The organism is Pseudomonas sp. LTGT-11-2Z (assembly GCF_003691445.1).
Classification (GTDB): domain Bacteria; phylum Pseudomonadota; class Gammaproteobacteria; order Pseudomonadales; family Pseudomonadaceae; genus Aquipseudomonas; species Aquipseudomonas monteilii.
Map to the genome: position 1 here is coordinate 3,273,681 of NZ_CP033104.1, position 19,554 is coordinate 3,293,234.

Genomic DNA, 19,554 nt, shown 5'->3' on the forward strand with positions numbered 1-19,554 from the left:
TATCGATGCAATTCCTCATACCAAGTTCAATGGCAAACCAATTGCTGGGAAAGGCAGCATGGTGTTTTGCCCACTCTGCAAGGGCGAGTTCCCAATCATCGAATGCAGCGACACCTACCGCGTCAATGGCATCCCCGTCGCACTCGACGGCATGAAGACCGCGTGCGGCGCCAGCCTGATCGCAAGCGCATCACATGTCAGCGTCCATCGCTGAGTCAACCAGCCCAAGTGGGGTAAGCGGACAACAGACATCCAAGCAGTATGTCTGTTGCCGCCGCTCCCAACTTTCGATTGAGGCCTGATCCGCTTGTACTCATCTCCGTCGGTATACGTGGGCTGATGACGCTGGCTTACCAAAGGGAGTCCAAACGCATCGCGGCGCGCAGCTATCGCTATGACCCGGTGGGTCGCTTGCTCGAAGCCAGGCACAACTACGAGAAAGAGACGTTCGCCTTCGACCCCGCGAGCAACCTGCTGGACCCCGAGGCACCACCGGGCCCCAATCCCCACTCGCCACGCAAGCTGATGGACAACGTGCTGCGCAGCTACTGCGGCACGCAGTACCGGTATGACGAGCGCGGCAACCTGCAGGAGCGGATTGAGAACGGCAAGGCCGGCAAGTTCACCTGGGACCTCTATGACCGGCTGCGGCGGTATGAGGATGACCGGCTGGTTGTCGAGTTTGGCTACGACGCGTTAGGTCGCCGTGTGTACAAAGATTCGCGCTCAAAGTACCGCAACCGGGTACAGGCGGGGCCGGTCTGGAACGAGAACGTGCGGCGTGCGCTGGATGAAAAGCTGGGCTGCGATCTGACGCTGTTTATCTGGGATGGGGACACGCTGGCGTTTGAGCAACGCGGTCGGGAGGGCAAGGGGCGGACTACGCACTATGTGTTTGAGCCGGGGAGTTTCATCCCGGTGGCGCAAGGGGTGATGAACCACATTGAGGAAATGCTGCATCAGCCGAACTATGAGTTCCCGTATAACGTCGACAGCGATCCGGTCTGGCAGCAGCAACCGGCGCCGAGATCTATTGAGAAGGTTGACTGGTATCAATGCGATCATCTTGGAACACCTAAAGAACTCACCAATGATTTTGGACACATTGCTTGGAGCAGCGACCACAAGGCCTGGGGCCAAACAAGTACAAATCTTGGCAACAGCTCTAACGGCGAGATGTGCAATAGTCAATGGCGTTTCCAAGGGCAATATTTTGACATCGAAACAGGGCTACACTACAACCATCATCGATACTACAATCCCAGCATAGGTAGATACATCACCAAGGATCCAATTGGGTTCATAGGCGGGATTAATGTATACAACTACGCCCCAAATCCTACCGAGTGGATTGACCCATTAGGGCTAGCGCGAAATTGTCAGCTGGGGAGATATGCGGACCTTACTGGACAAGGCCATGAAGGAGACGGCTTAGATGCACATGAATTCATACGACACCAGGCACTCCGGCAGATGGGAGTAACGTCTTCCGCTGCGCGAAACCCCCAACAACCCTTCGATAGCCATTCCACGCTCCATGCATACAGCTGCACACAGAAATGAGTCCGCACTGGCTGAAAAACACCTAAACTTAGGAATCAATCAATTCGACTTCAACAGTTCTGGCACACCCAGCAAACGACAGATGGATGTTTGGCAAGGCGCCCTTCGGCAAGCAGGCGTGCCAGCATCACAGGCAAGAAGACTTAGGGTTCAAGCCAGTCAATTCATCAACTGCGATTGTTTCTGCCCATAGGAGTTTATTACTTTGAAAAAACTAACATTCTCAGCCCCCCCAAAGAAAGATGAGGCCTTCCTAGGAGGAAGTCCGTGCCTACCCCAAAATATAGCATGGCCGCATGACTCACAAGGCTGCCCACTAATACATCTAATCAGCCTGCCCGCAAGCTTTATTAACGATAATAGTAATGAGATCTCAGTAGATCGCGAACTTACCATCTCTGTATTCACCCCCTTCGACACCAACCCTCTAAACCACATACATAAAGCAATGAATGAAAATGGCATTGCTATTGCGTACTCAGTCGCGAATATTGAAAGAAGTGAACACCCCTTCCCCCTCAAAAAACTCCCCATTGGGACGGAGGAAACAAACGAGCAAGACAGTAGTGCAAATGGGATATCGAAAGTAGGGGGAATACCATGCTGGATACAAGATGACGAGAGCAACGGATTGGTTTTTTTTATGCAAATCGATGAATACGACCTAGACGCGCTGTTCCCAGACCACAGAGGCCTATTCGCAGGAGGCATGAGCTACTTACTTTTATCCCCTAATATTTCTGAGAGCGGTACTGAAGCCGGACTCTTAAAAATACAAACTTCCTAAAGGCGATATTTTATGAGCCACATCGTTCGCCTTGGCGATAGGACAGATCATGGAGGGTACGTAATTGAAGGTATCCCGCATACAAACCTCAACGGCAAACCAATGGTCGGCAAAGGCAACATGGTCTTCTGCCCGCTATGCAAGGGCGAGTTCCCAATAATCGAAGGCAGCGACACCTACCGCGTCAACGGCATCCCCGTCGCCCTTGACGGCATGAAAACCGCGTGCGGCGCCACCCTTATCGCCAGCGCATCACATGGCAGCGTCCATCGCTGAGCCAACTTGGCCAAGTGAAGTAGGCGAACAACAGACATCCAAGCAGTATGTCTGTTGCCGCCGCTCCCAACTTTCGAGCTCCTCTACGTTGGTATACGTGGGCTGATGACGCTAGCCCGCCAAGGGAAGTCCAAACGCATCGCGGCGCGCAGTTATCGCTACAACGAAGCTAGCCAGTTACACCACATCAAAGACCTGAACAGCGGCGATTTGCGCTATCGCTATGACCCATCGGCTCACTTGCTCGAAACCAGACACAACAAGAACAAAAGCGGGTTTACCCACGAAAAGGCCGGCTCAAAAAAACTCAGGCCATCATGGCCCGCTGTACTTCACCTACGGTGCTCTCCAGGCTGCCAAGGTGCAGGTTCAACACCCGCTCGACCGGCGCCTGGTCCAGTGGCCAGTGCAAGGCAATGCTCCCGGCCAGGCGCCCTTCGGCATGCACCGGCAAGGCGATGGCGCGAATCAGGAACGGCAACCGCACCGGATACTCCCAGTGACCTTCGGTCCGCTGGCCAAAGCCCTTGTGTGCGTCTTCCTCGATATTGCGCAGCACTGTGTCATCACCCAGCCGCTCGTGGGCCGCCAGGCGCTGCACTTCGTCCTCCGCCAGCTCACCCAGGCAGGCCCGCCCCATCGCCGAATGGAACAGGCTGGCATGGTGCCCAACAATCTGGCAGGTGTGCGGATAGCGCTTGCGCAACACTTGGGGGATGGCGCTTTCCATCACCTCCAGCCGTTCGCCGTCGAAGCACGACAGGTCTGCTACCAGCCCGGTGCGTTCGCTCAGCTCCAGCAGCAAGGGCGCAGCACTTTCCACCAGGCGTCGCTTGAAACGCAACTGGCGGTCGCCGAACAGGCGCCGCGCGCACAGCCGGTAGCGCCGGTCGCTCAGGCCACGGTACACCCAGCCTTGCTCCTGCAAGGTGGCAAGCATGCGCGATACCGTGGCCTTGGGCAGCGCCGTCAGGTAATGCAGTTCCTCCAGGCCCAGTGCCTGGTGTTCGCCCAACAGGTCGACAATGGCCAACGCCCGTTCCACGGAACGCACGCCGCCACTGTCTGCCGTGATGCCCATGGGTTTGACCTCCTTGTTGCGGGATGGTCAGCATAGCCAGCAAGATCCGCGCCTGCCCGCTGCTTTCATCAAACCTGCAGGCACTGGGGTGGGCAACGCTCCACCCACCGGGTGAGCTGTTCATGGGCATACGCCAACTGCAACACGGCATGGTCAGCCTGGGCCGGGCCTATGATTTGCAGGCCCATGGGCAACCCGGCCGCACTGAACCCGACCGGTACGCTGATGCTCGGCAAGCCGGCCAGGGTCGGCCCGATGACCACCTCCATCCAGCGGTGGTACGTGTCCATCGCCCGCCCCCCAACCACCGTCGGCCATGGCTGGCGTGCATCGAAAGGGAACACCTGGGCCGATGGCAACAGCAGGAAATCGTAACGTTCGAACAGATGGGCCAGCGCACGGTACCAGTCGCTGCGGTCCAGCGAAGCCTGGTACAGCGCTGCCGCACTCAGTTGCAAGCCCCCTTCCACTTCCCACTGCGCCTCAGGCTTGAGCCGTGCGCGCTTGTCCGGGTCGGCATAGGCCGCGCCGAGGTTGCCGTGCACCAGGAAGTGGCGATGGGTCAGCCAGCATTGCCACAACCGCGCGAGGTCGAATGCCGGCTGGCAAGCCTCCACCCGGCAGCCCAGTTCGGCAAAATCGGCCAGCGCCGACTCGCACAGGCTCATCACCCCGTCATCCATTGGCAGGTAGCCGTTGTAATCACCCAGCCAGCCGACCCGCACGCCCCGGAAATCACGCTGCAAACCGGCGGTAAAATCCCGCCGACCTTCGCTCAGCGACAGGGGTACCCGTGCGTCGACGCCAGCCTGTATCGACAGCAACCGCGCCACGTCAACCACGCTGCGGCCCATGGGCCCCTCGGTGGCCAGCTGCTGCACGAACAGTTCGGGCGCAGGCCCATGGGGCACTCGGCCCTGTGAGGGGCGCAGGCCGAACACATTGTTGAACGCCGCCGGGTTGCGCAGCGAGCCCATCATGTCGCTACCGTCGGCGACCGGCAGCAGGCGCATGGCCAGCGCCGCTGCCGCCCCGCCACTGCTGCCACCGGCCACACGCTGCGGGTCGTAGGCATTGGTGGTGGTACCGAACAGGGTGTTGTAGGTTTGCGAGCCGAGGCCGAACTCGGGCACGTTACTCTTGCCCACGATCAGCGCCCCGCTCGCCCGCACCCGCGCAACACTGATCGCGTCCTGCTCGGGTACCTGCTCGGCAAACAAGGGGGAGCCAAGGGTGGTGCGCAGCCCGGCAGTGGCTGCCAGGTCCTTGATCGCCTGCGGCATGCCATGCATCCAGCCTCGCGAATGGCCACGGGCCAGTTCACGGTCACGCTCATCGGCCTCGGCCAGCAGCGCTTCGGCCGGGCGCAGTGAGACCAGCGCATTGACGACAGGGTTGCAGCGTTCGATGTGCAGCAGGTAGGCCTGCATCACGTCCCGACACGACACCTGGCGGGCATGGATAGCCTGGGACAATGCCTCGGCATCGAGGGCTACGAGGGGGTCGATGGCTAGCGGCTTCACGGTTTTACTCCAAGGTTGAAGGCGGCAGGCTTGGCCAACCGAGGTGCTTCTTTCAGGCAGTAGGTACCCAGCAGCGTCAGCAGGCAGGCGAACAGCACATAGAACGAAGGCGCCACCGGGGTGCCGAGCACCTTGCTCAGCCAGGTCACGATCAACGGGGCAAAGCCGCCGAACACCATCACTGCCACGTTATAGGCCACCGACACACCGGTGGAGCGCACCTCGACCGGGAACTGCTCGGCCAAGGCAGTGGGTGCCGGGCCGAAGAAGCCGCCGATGGCGGTGCACAGCAGCAGTTGCATGATCAGCAGGCGCTCCACGGACGGCGCGGTGGCCACCCACACATAAAGCGGGTAGACCATCACGAAGAACGCCAGGGTGAAGGCCATCAACACCGGGCGCCTCCCCAGCCGGTCAGACAGCGCGCCAGACAACGGAATCACCACGGTCATCAGCCCCACGGCCAGCATCTGCACCAGCAGCACCTGGTCCAGCGGCAGCCCGAGGTTCTTGTGGGCGAAGGTCGGCATGTTCACCAGCACCACGTAGAACGACACCGTCGCGCCACAGGCCAGGCCCATCGACACCAGCAGGCTGCGCCGGTGCTCACGCAACACCTGCCACAGGCTGGGCGATTGGCCCTTGGCCTGGCGGCGCGCTTCGACGAACTCTTCGGGCTCTTCCATGTGCTTGCGAATCCACAGCCCCACCGGGCCGATCAGCAGGCCGAGCACGAACGGAATGCGCCACCCCCAGCTGTCCAGTGCCTCAGGCGAACACAGGTGCGTCACCAGGGCGACCATCGCCGCCCCGGAAAACACCGCCAGGCATTGCCCCACCAGTTGCCACGAGCCATACAGCCCCTTGCGGTGGGCCGGCGCGCTTTCTACCAGAAACGCTGTCGCGCTGGCGTATTCGCCACCGGTAGCAAAACCCTGCAGCATGCGCGCCACCACGATCAGCATCGGCGCGGCCATGCCTATGGCCAGGTAATCGGGGGCAAAAGCGATCATGGCGATCGATACGGTCATCAGCCGGATGATCATCTGCATGGCCGCCTTGCGGCCCTTGCGATCGGAATACATGCCCAGCAACACACCCCCCACCGGGCGCATGAAAAAGCCGACGCCGAAGGTGGCCAGGGCCATCAGCAGCGAGGCGTACTCATCGTCGGACGGAAAAAACTGCCGGGCAATGATGCTGGCCAGAAAGCCATACACGATAAAGTCATACCACTCCAGGGCATTGCCGATAACGGCAGCGACCACCTGCCGGGTACGCGACACGCCAGTGCTCGAAATCTGCATAGGGGAACACTCCACACAATGATTGGGTGATCACCCGGGCGCGGTCGCACCCGGGTTCCAGCGGCAGTCGTAAATGGGAAGGTCAGGCGGGTGCGAGCCAGCGCTCTGCCAGCGCGCCCCAGTAGGCGGCGCCGGTCAGCAGGATGTCGTCGTTGAAGTCGTAGGCCGGGTTGTGCACCATCGGCCGCGATACCCCATTGCCGATGAACAGGTAGGCACCCGGGCAACGTTGCAGCATCCAGGCGAAGTCTTCGCTGCCCATCAGCTTGCGGGTGTTGGCATCCACCGCCTCGGCACCCAGCAGTTCCACCCCGACCTGCGTGGCGAAGGCGTTCTCTGCGCCATGGTTGACCAGCACCGGGTAAGCCGGACGGTGTTCGATGCTGGCACTGCAGCCAAAGCTTTCGGCCTGGCTGACGATGATCGCCCGCACCCGTTCCAGGGTCTTTGCCCGCACCTCGGCGTTCAGAGCGCGCAAGCTAAGGCGCAGCAACGCCTGCTGCGGGATCACGTTGGCCGCTTCACCGGCCTGCAGCGCACCCACCGTGACAACAGCCGCCTCCTGCGCATCGATATTACGCGCCACCACGGTTTGCAGTGCCATCACCACACTGGCCGCCGCCACCAGCGGGTCGATGGTCAGGTGCGGCATCGAACCATGGCCGCCAACCCCGTCGATTGTCACCGTCAGCAAGTCTTGCGAGGCCATCATCGGGCCCTCGCGAAAACCCAGGTGCCCGGCTGGCAGGCCCGGCATGTTGTGCATGCCGAACAGGGCATCGCAAGGGAAGCGCTCCAGCAGGCCGTCGGCCAGCATCGCCTCGGCGCCGCCCTGGCCCTCCTCGGCCGGCTGGAAGATCAGCGTCAGCGTGCCGTCGAACTGCCGGGTCGCCGCCAGGTACCGCGCGGCGCCGAGCAGCATGGTGGTGTGACCGTCATGGCCGCAGGCGTGCATGCAACCCTGGTGCTGGCTGCTGTACGTCGCGCCCGTGGCCTCGTGGATGGGCAGCGCGTCCATGTCGGCGCGCAGGCCCAGACGGCGTGAGCTGCTGCCATTGCGTAACACGCCGACCACGCCAGTCTTGCCGATGCCGGTGTGCACCTCATAGCCCCACGCCTCAAGCAACTGGGCGACCAGTGCCGACGTGCGGTTTTCTTCAAAACCCAGTTCCGGGTGAGCGTGGATATCGTGACGGATCGCGTGCAGCTCGCTGACCACATCGTCAAGCCAGGCCAGGATGTGCTGATGTCGGGACATGTAGAGTCTCCTCGCGCGGGTGGTTTCCCGTTCTTGTTGTTCGCCTTGAGGTCACGACGGCTGAGGCAGGTCGTGCTTGCGAACAGATAAGCGCGAGGAGCGATGAAGCACAATCGAATCTGGTTTCACAGCGTGGAACCGAAAGCGCCGATCAGGGCTGCCATTGCTTGCAACGGCAAGCACTACTTCATGGCGGGGAGGCGAACCAATAATATTTGTTCTGGCAAGGGTTCGAGAATGGCCGATTCCCGGCCGCGTAATTGGTTCCAGCCGGTGGCTTCCTTGATGGACTCTATTACCAACTTGCCAAGTGGCAATCTATTCGCTGTGGCTTCCTGATAAGTCGATTTTACATCGTTGAACAGTTGCCTCAGCTTGCCCACTCCGGCGAGAGAGCCTGCGGCTATTCCGGCCCCGGTCACCAGTTCAGCCCCCACTGACTCAAAGGGCGCTGAAAAAGCGAACACCGCACTGGGTGCCTTGACGATGGTACCCGCCAGGCCGCCCATAAATATCATTGCATTATTGGTACGGCTTGAATTGTTGAACTCCTTGGGTATTGGCGTTCCGTTAGCCTTGGCAATTGAACGTTTGACGATTGCTTTGGATGCCTTGTTCAGTGAAGACAACATGCCTACCGTTCCCCAAACAAGTCCTGTTGCTTGCCCGACTACCCGTGTGGGCGAATGACCATCACGGTCGACCTTGTTAATCGGGTCCCCCATGCAGTAGGCATAGGCATTAAGCCCTCCACGACCAAACGGGCTGAATACGTCCGGGCTGTGAAAGCGCATTGTCCCGGTGTGATAGGCACGCTTGCCGTTGCCAAGTAGATAACCCTGCGGCAGAAGCGCGCCGGCCTCTCCGGCAAAGGCCAACAGCGGGCAGCCCTTGCCCCCCTGATAGCCATAGGGTGTATAGGGCTGTAACGGGAAGTTATTACTGGCGTGCACGGAGGCCTGTTGGTCAATGGCCAATAAATATGAAGTTCGCATGTTTTGCAGTTCCTGTTAGTGTTACTTGCCCCTTCACACTAACCCCATCACCCTTAATCAATAACTCGCAGATTTGCTGAGCGGAAACATTACCCACACACGATGGCTGCAATTGCTGTTACCTTGGGCGCACTGTTCCGAAACAGCCAAGGACTGCGTCATGCCTCCACGCCCAATCACCCCAAACGGCTTCGTCCGTGTGCGGGGTGCCCGCGAGCACAACCTGAAGAACATCGATGTCGATATCCCCCGCGATGCGCTGGTGGTGTTTACCGGCGTATCCGGCTCAGGCAAATCGTCACTGGCCTTCTCCACGTTGTATGCCGAAGCCCAGCGCCGCTATTTCGAATCAGTGGCACCCTATGCCCGGCGCCTGATCGACCAGGTTGGCGTGCCAGACGTAGATGCGATCGAAGGCCTGCCTCCAGCCGTGGCCCTGCAGCAGCAACGTGGCACACCCAGTGCGCGTTCCTCGGTGGGCAGCGTGACCACCTTGTCCAACTCGATCCGCATGCTCTACTCACGCGCCGGCCACTACCCGGCCGGGCAAGCGATGCTATATGCCGAAGACTTTTCGCCAAACACGCCCCAGGGCGCGTGCCCGGAGTGCCATGGCATGGGCCGGGTCTTCGAGGTGACCGAAGCGACCATGGTCCCCGACCCGTCACTGACCATTCGCGAACGCGCGGTGGCAGCGTGGCCGATGGCCTGGCAGGGCCAGAACCAGCGCGACATTCTGGTAACGCTGGGCTATGACGTCGATATCCCTTGGCGCGACTTGCCCCAGGCGCAACGCGACTGGATCCTGTTCACCGAAGAAACGCCCACCGCGCCGGTGTATGCCGGCCTGACGCCCGCGCAGACCCGCGCCGCACTCAAGCGCAAGCAGGAGCCTAGCTATCAAGGCACGTTCATGGGTGCCCGGCGTTACGTGCTGCATACCTTCATGCACTCGCAGAGCGCACAGATGCGTAAACGCGTGGCCCAGTACATGCGCCCCATCCCCTGCCCGCTGTGCCAAGGCAAGCGCTTGAAGCGCGAGTCGCTGGGCGTGACCTTCGCCGGCATGGATATCGCCGAACTGTCGCACTTGTCGCTGCAGGCGCTGGCCGAGGTGTTCCGCAAAGTGTCGGCAGCTGACTATCTGGCGCACCCGCAAGACGACCTGACCCTGGAAAAGCGCCTGGCGGCACAACGCATCGCCAAGGAATTGCTGGAGCGCATCGACACGCTGCTCGACCTTGGCCTCGGTTACCTGGCCCTGGAGCGCAGCACCCCCACCTTGTCTTCGGGTGAGCTGCAACGCTTGCGCCTGGCCACCCAGCTCAACTCACAGCTGTTCGGTGTGATCTACGTGCTTGACGAGCCCTCGGCCGGCTTACACCCGGCCGACAGCGAGGCGTTGTTGGAAGCCCTGCAACGCCTGAAGCACGCGGGCAACTCGGTGTATGTGGTGGAGCACGACCTGGACACCATGCGCCGCGCCGACTGGCTGGTGGATGTAGGGCCGGCTGCCGGCGAGCATGGTGGCACCATACTCTACAGCGGGCCGCCCGCAGGCCTGGCCGAGGTCGAGCCATCTTGCACCCGCACCTATCTGTTCAATGCACAGTCCCGGGCCACACGTGCGCCACGCCAGGCCCGAAACTGGCTCACGCTTGAAGGCATTACCCGTAACAACCTCAACAACCTCAGCGCCGCATTCCCGCTGGGCTGCTTTACCGCCGTTACGGGCATTTCCGGCTCGGGCAAGTCCAGCCTGGTCAGCCAGGCCCTGCTGGAGCTGGTCGGTGCGCACCTGGGCCATGCCGAGCAACGCAGCGAGCCCGAAGAACCAAGCCTGGAGGACGCGCCTGAGCAGACCGGCAGTGGGCATGTCAGCGCTGGCCTGGATAGCATCAAGCGCCTGGTACAGGTCGACCAGAAGCCGATCGGTCGCACGCCTCGCTCCAACCTGGCCACCTACACCGGCCTGTTCGACCACGTGCGCAAGCTGTTCGCGGCCACTGAGCAGGCCAAGGCACAGGGCTTCGACGCGGGGCGCTTTTCCTTCAACGTTGCCAAGGGCCGCTGCGCCAATTGCGAAGGCGAAGGCTTCGTCAGCGTTGAGCTGCTGTTCATGCCCAGTGTCTACGCCCCCTGCCCCACCTGCCATGGAGACCGCTACAACCCTGAAACCCTGGCGGTGAGCTGGCAAGGCATGAACATTGCGCAAGTGCTGCAGTTGACTGTCGAGCAAGCCCTGCAGGTCTTTGCCGAACAGCCACCGGCGCGGCGTTGCCTGCAAGTGTTGCAGGACATCGGCCTGGGCTACCTTCGCCTGGGCCAACCGGCTACCGAACTGTCCGGTGGTGAAGCGCAACGGATCAAACTGGCGACCGAGCTGCAACGCACGGCCCGCGGGGCAACGCTGTATGTGCTGGACGAGCCCACCAACGGCTTGCACCCGCAAGACATCGACCGGTTGCTGGTGCAACTGAACCGCCTGGTCGACGGCGGGCACAGCGTGGTGGTGGTTGAACATGACATGCGTGTGGTAGCGCAAAGCGACTGGGTGATCGATATCGGGCCGGGTGCCGGCGATGCCGGGGGCAAGGTGGTGGTCAGTGGCACGCCGCAGGTGGTGGCTGGGTGTGCGGTAAGCCGTACAGCAGCATTTTTGGCCAAGGCCCTGTAAAAGCGCGCATTGCCAGGTTCCAGGCAGAGGCTTAGATTGCGATCAATTCTTAATTGCGCTCCTCTCCCGGAACCTCGCGCCTGCCATGCCGCCCGCCGACCCTACCCTCAACCTGCAGGTCCAGACGCTGTACACCGAGCACCACGGCTGGCTGCAGGGTTGGCTAGGGCAGTTGCAGTCGGGCACCGCTGACCGTGGGCGTGCGGCGGCAATCGATCAGCGTCGACAGCTGGGCGACCGGCACCGGTGCGCGCAACACGCCTTACGACGAATCCATCACTACCCCGGTGTATGGCCTGGTGATCAAGCCCTGGGAACATGTGTCGTTCGCAGTAGGACACCTTCAACATGGACGGCGAAGAGTTCAACAAGGGGGTGGAGCTGAATGTGTTCGGTGAGCCGGTGGACGGCCTGCGGCTGCTGACCGGTGCGATGTTCATGCACACGATCTCAATGCCACCACAAAAACCAAGGCATGCACCTAGCAGCAGCAACCGCCGCTCAAGTACAGTCTGCCCATGGACAAGTACGCCCCACGCCAGTGGCTTCCCCACGAAAAACCCAGCCTGCCGGGGTCCCCCTCCACGCCCCTGCATTCGCCAGCCAAGCGCCTGGCCTATGGCGTGGTCGGCCTGCTGGTCGCAATCACCGGCGGCCTTGGCAACGCGTTGGTCACCGCCAACCTGGTGTTCCTGCAAGGCGCCTTGGGCGCGACCACGGCAGAAATGGCCTGGCTGCCTGCCGCCTACGTCATGACCAACGTGTCCATCAACCTGCTGCTGGTGAAGTTTCGCCAACAATTCGGCCTGCGAGCCTTCACCGAGGTGTTCCTGGTGCTGTACGCCCTGGTCACCTTCGCCCACCTGCTGGTCAACGACCTCAACTCGGCCATCGCTGTACGCGCGGCCCACGGCATGGTCGGCGCCGCGCTCAGCTCGCTGGGGCTGTATTACATGATCCAGGCGTTCCCAGCGCAATGGCGGCTCAAGGCAATGGTGCTGGGCCTGGGCGCCTCGCAGCTGGCACTGCCGCTGGCACGCATCTTTTCCGAAGACCTGCTGCAAATTGCCGAATGGCGTGGCCTGTACCTGTTCGAGCTGGGCCTGGCGCTGGCCGCGCTGGGTTGCGTGTTGATGCTCAAGTTGCCACCCGGTGACCGCTTCAAGACCTTCGAGCCCCTGGACTTCCTGACCTTCACCCTGATCGCCAGTGGCACAGCCCTGCTTTGCGCCGTGCTGTCGCTGGGGCGCATCGACTGGTGGCTGGAGGCGCCGTGGATCGGCGTGGCGCTGGCGGCCTCGATCGGCCTTCTCTTCAGCGGCCTGGCCATCGAGCACAACCGGCAGAACCCGTTGTTGATGACCCATTGGCTGGGCAGCGGTGCAGTCATTCGCCTGGCGCTGTGCGTGGTGTTGATCCGCATGGTCACGTCCGAACAGTCCACGGGCGCAGTCGGCTTTTTGCAGGCGCTGAACATGGGCAGCGAGCAAATGCGCACGCTGTACTGGATCATGCTGCTGGGGGCCGTGGCAGGCCTGGCCAGCAGCGCCCTCACCATCAACCCCAACCACTTGGTGATTCCGCTGTTCGTCTCGTTGCTGGCCATGGCTGCCGGCGCCTTCATGGACAGCAGCTCCAGCAACCTCACGCGCCCGGCACAAATGTACTTCAGCCAGTTTCTGCTGGCTTTTGGCAGCACCTTCTTTCTTGGCCCGTCGATGGCCTTGGGCATCAGCCATGTGCGCGCCAACCCACGTAACCTGGTGAGCTTTTCGGTACTGTTCGGCATCTGCAACAACCTCGGCGGCCTGATTGGCGCGGCGCTGCTGGGCACCTTCCAGATCTGGCGGGAAAAATTCCATTCCAGCCACCTGATGGACCGCCTCAGCTACCTCGAACCCCTGGTCAATGCGCGCGTGCAGAGCGGCGGCAGCGGTTACGGCAGCATCATCGCCGACCCGGCCCTGCGTAGCGAAGCCGGCATGCGCCTGCTGGCCAGCGCCGCCACCCGCGAGGCGAACATCATGGCCTACAACGACGTGTTCGTGCTGATTGGCAGTATCGCTATCCTGACAATGGCCTGGATCTGCATCCGTAGCACCTGGCTCTGGTACGCAAAACGCCAGGCCTCCCTCACCGACTCCACCCCCGGCGCGCCCAACCGATGACCGACGACACCCGCACCACGACCACCACCGCCATCGCCGAAGCCCCGGAAGGTGCCACACCGCCCAGCGAGCCGACCAGCCCGGTACGTTCGCGGCGGGTACGCATCCTCTCGTCAATCAGTTTCGCCTGCGTGGCCCTGGCCGGCATCCTGCTGGTGCTGTATGCCTGGCGCCTGCCACCGTTCGGCAGCGCCATCGAAAGTACCGAGAATGCGCTGGTACGCGGCCAGGTGACTATCATCGGCCCACAACTGAGTGGCTACATTGTCGACGTGCCGGTGCACGACTTCCAGTTCGTCAAGGCCGGTGACCTCTTGGTGCAACTGGACGACCGCATCTACAAACAGCGCCTGGCCCAGGCCATCGCCCAACTGCAGCAACAACAGGCAGCCCTGGCCAACAACCTGCAGCAGCGCAACAGTGCCGAAGCCACCATCGCCCAGCGCCAGGCGGCCATCGGCGATGCGATGGCCCAGGCGATCAAGGCCAAAGCCGACCTGAGCCGCAACCAGGCGCTGGTCAACGACGGCTCGGTGTCGCGGCGCGACCTGGACCTGGCCCGTGCCAGCGAAGCGGCAGCGGTCGCCAGCCTGGCCCAGGCCAAGGCAGCGCTGGAAATCGCCCGCCAGGACCGTGAAACGGTGGTGGTCAACCGGGCAGCGCTGGAAGCATCGGTAGAGAATGCCAAGGCGGCCGTGGAACTGGCGCGCATCGACCTCGACAATACCCGCGTCACTGCCCCGCGCGACGGCCAGCTGGGGCAAATCGGCACACGCCTGGGGGCTTATGTGAACTCTGGCGCGCAGTTGATGGCGCTGGTACCCGACACCTTGTGGGTCATCGCCAACATGAAGGAAACCCAAATGGCCAATGTACGCATCGGCCAGCCGGTGACGTTCACCGTGGATGCCCTGAACCACCTGAAGTTGCAGGGACACGTGCAGCAGATATCGCCAGCCACCGGCTCGGAGTTCGCCCTGCTGCAGGCGGACAATGCCACCGGCAACTTCGTCAAGATCGCCCAGCGGATTCCGGTGCGCATTACTGTGGATGCCGGCCAGGACGAAGCCAGGCAACTGCGCCCAGGCATGTCGGTGGTCGTCAGTATCGATACCCGAGGTGAGCCATAGCGATGCCGTCTTGCCACGATTGCGCCGCTCTAACCCGTGGGTTCTAATCTTCAGCCATCGGTTTTATCTTCGCCATTCAAGGACGTTTCACCATGTACAGGAAGATCATGCCGCTGGCGCTGCTGGCAACCCTGGCAGGTTGCTCCGACAGCAACGACACCTCCGAGGCCAGTTTCAAGAAAGCCGCCCAGGCCTACCTCGACACCCAGTATCCGCACTGCTTCGTCATCAGCTCATTCCCCACCAAGACACAGGACTTCGACCTGCACGGCACCAACAAGGCGCTGCATGCCTTGGCTAAGGTGGGCGTGGTCAGTGAGAAGGAAATCTCGCGCACCGAGGTGCCTGCCCGGCTGTGGCAACCGGCACGAACGGACATCTACTATGCCTACGCGCTTACCGATGAAGGCCGCAAGTATTACAAGGCGGGCCACGGCCTGTGCTTTGGCAAGGCGCAGGTAACAGCGATCGAACAGTTCAGCGCGCCAAGCGAAGCCACGGGACAAAAGACATCGAATGTGACCTATGCCTACACGATTACCGGGCTACCGGCATGGGCCGGTGATGAACAGGTCAAAGCCAGCATTGCCGAACTGGGCAAGGCTGTGGCCAGTCATGATACGCCGCTCAAAGATACCCGGGCCATGGTGCTGACCCATCAAGGATGGCAACTGCGGGACAGGTAGTGGATTACCGGGTTTGCCCTGCAGCACTGGCTTGTCTACCGCAGACACATTCATGTCGCCCACAGACTGCGGCGTCTCGTCGCACGCCAATGCCCCTTGGGCAAAACCGCGCAAGCCCGTAGAATCGCGCCTCCTTTTCGCCCGTCGCCTTGAACGGTGGCAACCGGCAGCAATGACAGAGTCCGTGCCTGAACACATGAACGCACATGTGAAATAGGCTCAACCCTCCCCGCACGGCCCATTTCCCAAAGGGCCCAGCGGTTGAGTCTTGCCCAGGTCGCATCCGTGTAACCACTCGCCCCTTGCCGGGTCGGGCCGGTGTGCGCGTCCGAGAAGGCGCTCATCCGCTCATCCAACTAGAGGTACGTATGTCTCCGCGTTTGCTGGCCATGGCGCTGGCGCCCCTGCTCGGGTTGTTCATCATTGCCCTGGGCAACGGCTTCATGTCTTCCCTGACCACCCTGCGCCTGGGCGCTGCCGGTGAGTCAGCCACCACCATCGGTATTGTCTCGTCGACCTACTTCATCGGCCTGACCCTGGGTGCAATCTTCAACGACCGGCTGATCTTGCGCATCGGCCATATCCGCGCCTACACCAGCTTCGCTTCGCTGATCGCCGCGACCATCCTGCTGCAAGGGTTGTTCTACGACGTCACCTGGTGGTCTGTGCTGCGCCTGATCAACGGCTGGGCGGCGGTCGGCGTGTTCCTGGTGATCGAAAGCTGGCTGCTACTGGCCGGCGACGCCAAGATTCGCGGCCGCCTGCTTGCGCTGTACATGATTGCCTTCTACGGCGCCGGGGTAATCGCCCAGGCCGGCCTTGGCGAAATCACCCAGCTGGGTGACACCGCCCCCTTCATGCTGGCTGGCGTGCTGGCAGCACTGTCGGTGCTGCCTATCGTGATCTTGCCGCGGGTATCGCCCCTGCTGGACCAGGTCGAACCGCTCAAACCCCGCCAGCTGCTGGGTGTGGCACCGTCAGGCCTGGTGGGCTGCTTCGGTTCGGGTGTGGCCATTGCCGGGATCTATTCCCTGCTGCCGCTGTACCTGCAACGCATCGGCCTGGAGGTGGGCGAGGTCGGTAACATGATGGCTTGGGTGATCCTCGGCGCCATGCTGCTGCAATACCCGGTCGGGCGCTGGTCCGACCGCAAGGACCGCCAAGATGTGCTGATCGCCCTGGCTGCGCTGTGTGTGGTGCTGTCGCTGGTCACGGTGTTCCTGCCGTCGGACTCGTTCCTGCTGCCAGCCATGCTGTTCCTGCTGGGTGGTGGCGTGTTCACCCTGTACCCGGTGGCGGTCAGCCATGCCGCCGACCGGGCGCCGTCCGATGCGCTGGTACCGATGATTCAGGGCCTGCTGTTGATCAACTCGCTGGGCTCTGCCATGGCGCCGGTCGCCATGTCGCCGATGATGACCGAGTTTGGCGAGGCCGGCCTGTTCTGGGCCTTTGCCGTGGTCAACCTGGGCATGGTGTGCTTCTTCATGTGGCGCCGTGGCAAACGCCCGGCGGCGGAGCACCCGGCACCGTTTACGGCTTCGACCACCTTCTCGCCAACCGGCGCCGAGCTGCGCGTGACCGAAGACCTGATGCACGCCGCGCAGGAGCATCCGCCGCTGGAGCCGGTAGAAAACCCGGCGCCAGCACAGCGCTCGGAATCTCATTGATCCCAGGGGCCGCTTTGCGGCCCCTGAAGTTACCGCTCGTCGCCCAAAGCGCACCCCGCTCCCCGCACTTGGCCAAACGAATGACAGATCATCCGCAAAGGAGACTTCCCATGATCCGCATTCGTCCGCTTTCCCTGTACCTCGCGCTGGCCCTGACCAGCCTCACCGGCACCGCCTTCGCTGCCACCAACACCGACACACACACCAACACCGACAGTCGCCCACAGACCGATCAGTCTGGCGGCAAGTCGGCTGGTGAGGGCAGCAGCGTCAACAGCCCCGGCAGTGGTAAAAGCAACGACAGCAGCGACACCGGCAACAACACCGATGCCGCCGACGGCGCCAGCGGCGGCTCTAACAGCACCGGCGAGGCTACCGGCTCCGGTGCGGGGCACACCGGAGGTACTGCAGAGGACCAAGACAGCCACTAGGTCGGGCGTTACGGTCATTGAACCAACCAGTACAAAAGCAAATGATCAACCCTATAGCATTTATCCATTGAATGGCCCGGCCGAACTGAAGTAAGCTCGGGCTCATTCACTGGAGAGCAACATGCCGAAACACACCCGCAACCACGCCAACCACACCGGTCGCACCCTGCGCCCTGTGCTGGCCGTTGCCGGCTGCGTGGCACCTGCCAGCTATTACTTTGGGTATTGGTTTAGCCACTAGGCGCCGATACCCACACGGCGCCCACCTTCGAGGGGCCGCCGAACATGAGAATACTCAAACCCCCGGTCGGCTTCCCGACCGGGGGTTTTGCTTTTCAGGCCTTTGAACAACACCGATTCACATTGAGGACAGATTCATGAACTACGCCACTTATTACTACGCAAACACCTATGCCTGGCGATTTAGCCAATCCCGTTCGGGCCAGCCTGCCGCCTCCGTCCGGTCTTCCACAGGTGGCAATGCAGCAGCCAATACGAATTCAACGATCTGTCGAACACCTCGATAGGGCCGACCACGCGGGCCAGAACCCGCCGTCCGCCCAGGGAAAAACGCCATGCAAGCTTCCAGCCTCGCCCTGCCCCTGACCCAGCCGCAAGCGGCCAACACCACCGTCAGCAAGCGCCTGCCCAGCCCGCACCTGCTCAAGCAGCAAATGCCGCTGTCCAGCGAACTCACCCAGCAAGTCCATGCACACCGTCAGGCCATCCGGGACATCCTCGAAGGCCGCGATCCGCGCCTGTTGGTGATCGTCGGCCCCTGCTCGATCCACGACCCTCGCTCAGCCCTGGAATACGCCGACCGCCTGGCCGCTCTCAGCCGTGAAGTCAGCGACAAGCTGCTGCTGGTGATGCGCGCGTACGTCGAAAAACCGCGCACTACCGTGGGCTGGAAAGGCCTCGCCTACGACCCGCACCTCGATGGCAGTGACGACATGCACTCGGGCATCGCGTTGTCCCGTGGGCTGATGCTGAGCATGATCGAACGCGGCCTGCCGATCGCCACCGAGCTGCTGCAACCGATGGCCGCCGGCTACTTCGACGACCTACTGGCCTGGGCCGCGATTGGGGCGCGCACCACCGAATCGCAGATTCACCGGGAAATGGTCAGCGGCCTGGAGCTGCCAGTCGGCTTCAAGAACGGCACCGACGGCGGCATCGCCATCGCCAGCGACGCCATGCGCAGCGCCGCCCACCCGCACCGCCACTTCGGCATGGATGCGCAGGGCCACCCGGCGATCATCGAAACCCAGGGCAACCCGGACACTCACCTGGTACTGCGCGGTGGCCACAAAGGCCCCAACTACGATGCCAACAGCATCGCCATGGCCCGCCAGGCACTGGCCAAGGTTGGCGTGCAGGCGCGAATCATGGTCGATTGCAGCCACGCCAACAGCGGCAAGGACCCGGCTCGCCAGCCCGCGGTGTTCAACGATGTGCTGGCGCAACGCCTGGCCGGCGACCGCTCGCTCGTTGGCGTGATGATCGAGGGGCATTTGTTCGATGGCTGTCAGGCGCTGGGCAAGGGTGTACTGAAGTACGGCGTGTCGATCACCGACGGCTGCCTGGGCTGGAACTCGACCGAAACCCTGTTGCGCGAAGCGGCACAAAAACTGTAAGACGAAGGTTGCAAGCCTGGCGAGACATACCCCAAGCAAGTGCGCTAGGCTTGCCTTTTTACCCCAAGGAGCAGTACCCATGGCCCGTGCAACCGCCCGCCACATCCTGGTCAGCAGCATCGATAAATGCAACGAACTCAAAGCCCAGATCGAAGCAGGCGCCGACTTCGCTGAAATCGCCAAAGCCAACTCCACCTGCCCGTCCAGCCGTCAGGGCGGTGACCTGGGCTCGTTCGGCCCAGGCCAGATGGTCAAGGAATTCGACACCGTGGTGTTCAGCGCCCCGGTCAACACCGTGCAAGGCCCGGTGAAAACCCAGTTCGGCTACCACCTGCTGGAAGTGACCAGCCGCCAGGATTAAGTCCTCG

Annotated in this window: 16 protein-coding genes and 1 pseudogene; 12 read left to right on the forward strand and 5 right to left on the reverse strand. The window is 62.0% G+C overall.

The features are described 5' to 3' along the window. Position 1 precedes the first annotated feature (1 nt). The 3 genes from D8767_RS15215 (at position 2) to D8767_RS15225 (ending at position 2,626) form a co-directional block, all read left to right on the forward strand. The gene (locus D8767_RS15215) at positions 2 to 214 is read left to right on the forward strand and encodes a PAAR domain-containing protein (RefSeq protein WP_042131384.1); all 213 of its coding nucleotides are present in this window, start codon (positions 2 to 4) and stop codon (positions 212 to 214) included. Positions 215 to 339: 125 nt separating this feature from the next. Further along, complete coding sequence (locus tag D8767_RS29460) at positions 340 to 1,563, forward strand: RHS repeat-associated core domain-containing protein (protein WP_060710057.1); 1,224 nt, start codon at positions 340 to 342, stop codon at positions 1,561 to 1,563. Positions 1,564 to 2,362: 799 nt separating this feature from the next. Continuing rightward, positions 2,363 to 2,626, forward strand: a complete 264-nt coding sequence (locus D8767_RS15225) for a PAAR domain-containing protein (protein WP_020371286.1) — start codon at positions 2,363 to 2,365, stop codon at positions 2,624 to 2,626. A gap of 307 nt (positions 2,627 to 2,933) precedes the next feature. Here D8767_RS15225 and D8767_RS15230 read toward each other — a convergent pair whose 3' ends face one another. The 5 genes from D8767_RS15230 to D8767_RS15250 all read right to left on the reverse strand — a co-directional run bounded on the left by D8767_RS15230 (position 2,934) and on the right by D8767_RS15250 (position 8,790). Next, on the reverse strand, positions 2,934 to 3,707 hold the full coding sequence (locus tag D8767_RS15230) for an IclR family transcriptional regulator (protein ID WP_016715580.1): 774 nt from the start codon (positions 3,705 to 3,707) through the stop codon (positions 2,934 to 2,936). A 68-nt stretch (positions 3,708 to 3,775) separates the two neighbouring features. Beyond that, complete coding sequence (locus D8767_RS15235) at positions 3,776 to 5,230, reverse strand: amidase (protein WP_063977183.1); 1,455 nt, start codon at positions 5,228 to 5,230, stop codon at positions 3,776 to 3,778. Further along, entirely contained in the window at positions 5,227 to 6,537 is a 1,311-nt protein-coding gene (locus D8767_RS15240; RefSeq protein ID WP_063977184.1) for a citrate-proton symporter, read from the reverse strand. The genes D8767_RS15235 and D8767_RS15240 overlap by 4 nt, the downstream gene beginning before the upstream one ends. An 82-nt stretch (positions 6,538 to 6,619) precedes the next feature. Continuing rightward, positions 6,620 to 7,795, reverse strand: a complete 1,176-nt coding sequence (locus D8767_RS15245) for a M20 aminoacylase family protein (protein ID WP_016715583.1) — start codon at positions 7,793 to 7,795, stop codon at positions 6,620 to 6,622. Positions 7,796 to 7,977: 182 nt separating this feature from the next. Continuing rightward, positions 7,978 to 8,790, reverse strand: a complete 813-nt coding sequence (locus D8767_RS15250; protein ID WP_016715584.1) for an RHS repeat-associated core domain-containing protein — start codon at positions 8,788 to 8,790, stop codon at positions 7,978 to 7,980. Positions 8,791 to 8,950: 160 nt separating this feature from the next. Between D8767_RS15250 and D8767_RS15255 the strand changes: the two genes are divergently transcribed. From D8767_RS15255 to D8767_RS15300, 9 genes and pseudogenes are all read left to right on the forward strand, one after another. Beyond that, a complete protein-coding gene (locus D8767_RS15255) occupies positions 8,951 to 11,467 on the forward strand; it encodes an excinuclease ABC subunit UvrA (RefSeq protein WP_016715585.1) in 2,517 nt (838 codons plus the stop codon). A gap of 179 nt (positions 11,468 to 11,646) precedes the next feature. After that, positions 11,647 to 11,914 (forward strand): annotated as a pseudogene (locus D8767_RS29255) (hypothetical protein); the annotation flags it as partial. Between the two features lie 71 nt (positions 11,915 to 11,985). Beyond that, positions 11,986 to 13,635: an MFS transporter gene (locus tag D8767_RS15270; protein ID WP_016715586.1), complete on the forward strand. Its 1,650-nt coding sequence runs from the start codon at positions 11,986 to 11,988 to the stop codon at positions 13,633 to 13,635. Next, positions 13,632 to 14,765, forward strand: coding sequence for an HlyD family secretion protein (locus tag D8767_RS15275; protein ID WP_028698806.1), 1,134 nt, complete (start codon positions 13,632 to 13,634; stop codon positions 14,763 to 14,765). The genes D8767_RS15270 and D8767_RS15275 overlap by 4 nt, the downstream gene beginning before the upstream one ends. A 92-nt stretch (positions 14,766 to 14,857) precedes the next feature. Then, a complete protein-coding gene (locus D8767_RS15280; RefSeq protein WP_016715587.1) occupies positions 14,858 to 15,451 on the forward strand; it encodes a hypothetical protein in 594 nt (197 codons plus the stop codon). 368 nt (positions 15,452 to 15,819) lie between these two features. After that, the gene (locus D8767_RS15285; RefSeq protein WP_016715588.1) at positions 15,820 to 17,118 is read left to right on the forward strand and encodes an MFS transporter; all 1,299 of its coding nucleotides are present in this window, start codon (positions 15,820 to 15,822) and stop codon (positions 17,116 to 17,118) included. A 110-nt stretch (positions 17,119 to 17,228) separates the two neighbouring features. Further along, the gene (locus tag D8767_RS15290) at positions 17,229 to 17,549 is read left to right on the forward strand and encodes a hypothetical protein (RefSeq protein WP_016715589.1); all 321 of its coding nucleotides are present in this window, start codon (positions 17,229 to 17,231) and stop codon (positions 17,547 to 17,549) included. A gap of 575 nt (positions 17,550 to 18,124) precedes the next feature. Next, complete coding sequence (locus D8767_RS15295; RefSeq protein WP_016715591.1) at positions 18,125 to 19,186, forward strand: 3-deoxy-7-phosphoheptulonate synthase; 1,062 nt, start codon at positions 18,125 to 18,127, stop codon at positions 19,184 to 19,186. 79 nt (positions 19,187 to 19,265) lie between these two features. Further along, complete coding sequence (locus D8767_RS15300; RefSeq protein ID WP_016715592.1) at positions 19,266 to 19,547, forward strand: peptidylprolyl isomerase; 282 nt, start codon at positions 19,266 to 19,268, stop codon at positions 19,545 to 19,547. The last annotated feature ends 7 nt before the right edge of the window (positions 19,548 to 19,554 follow it).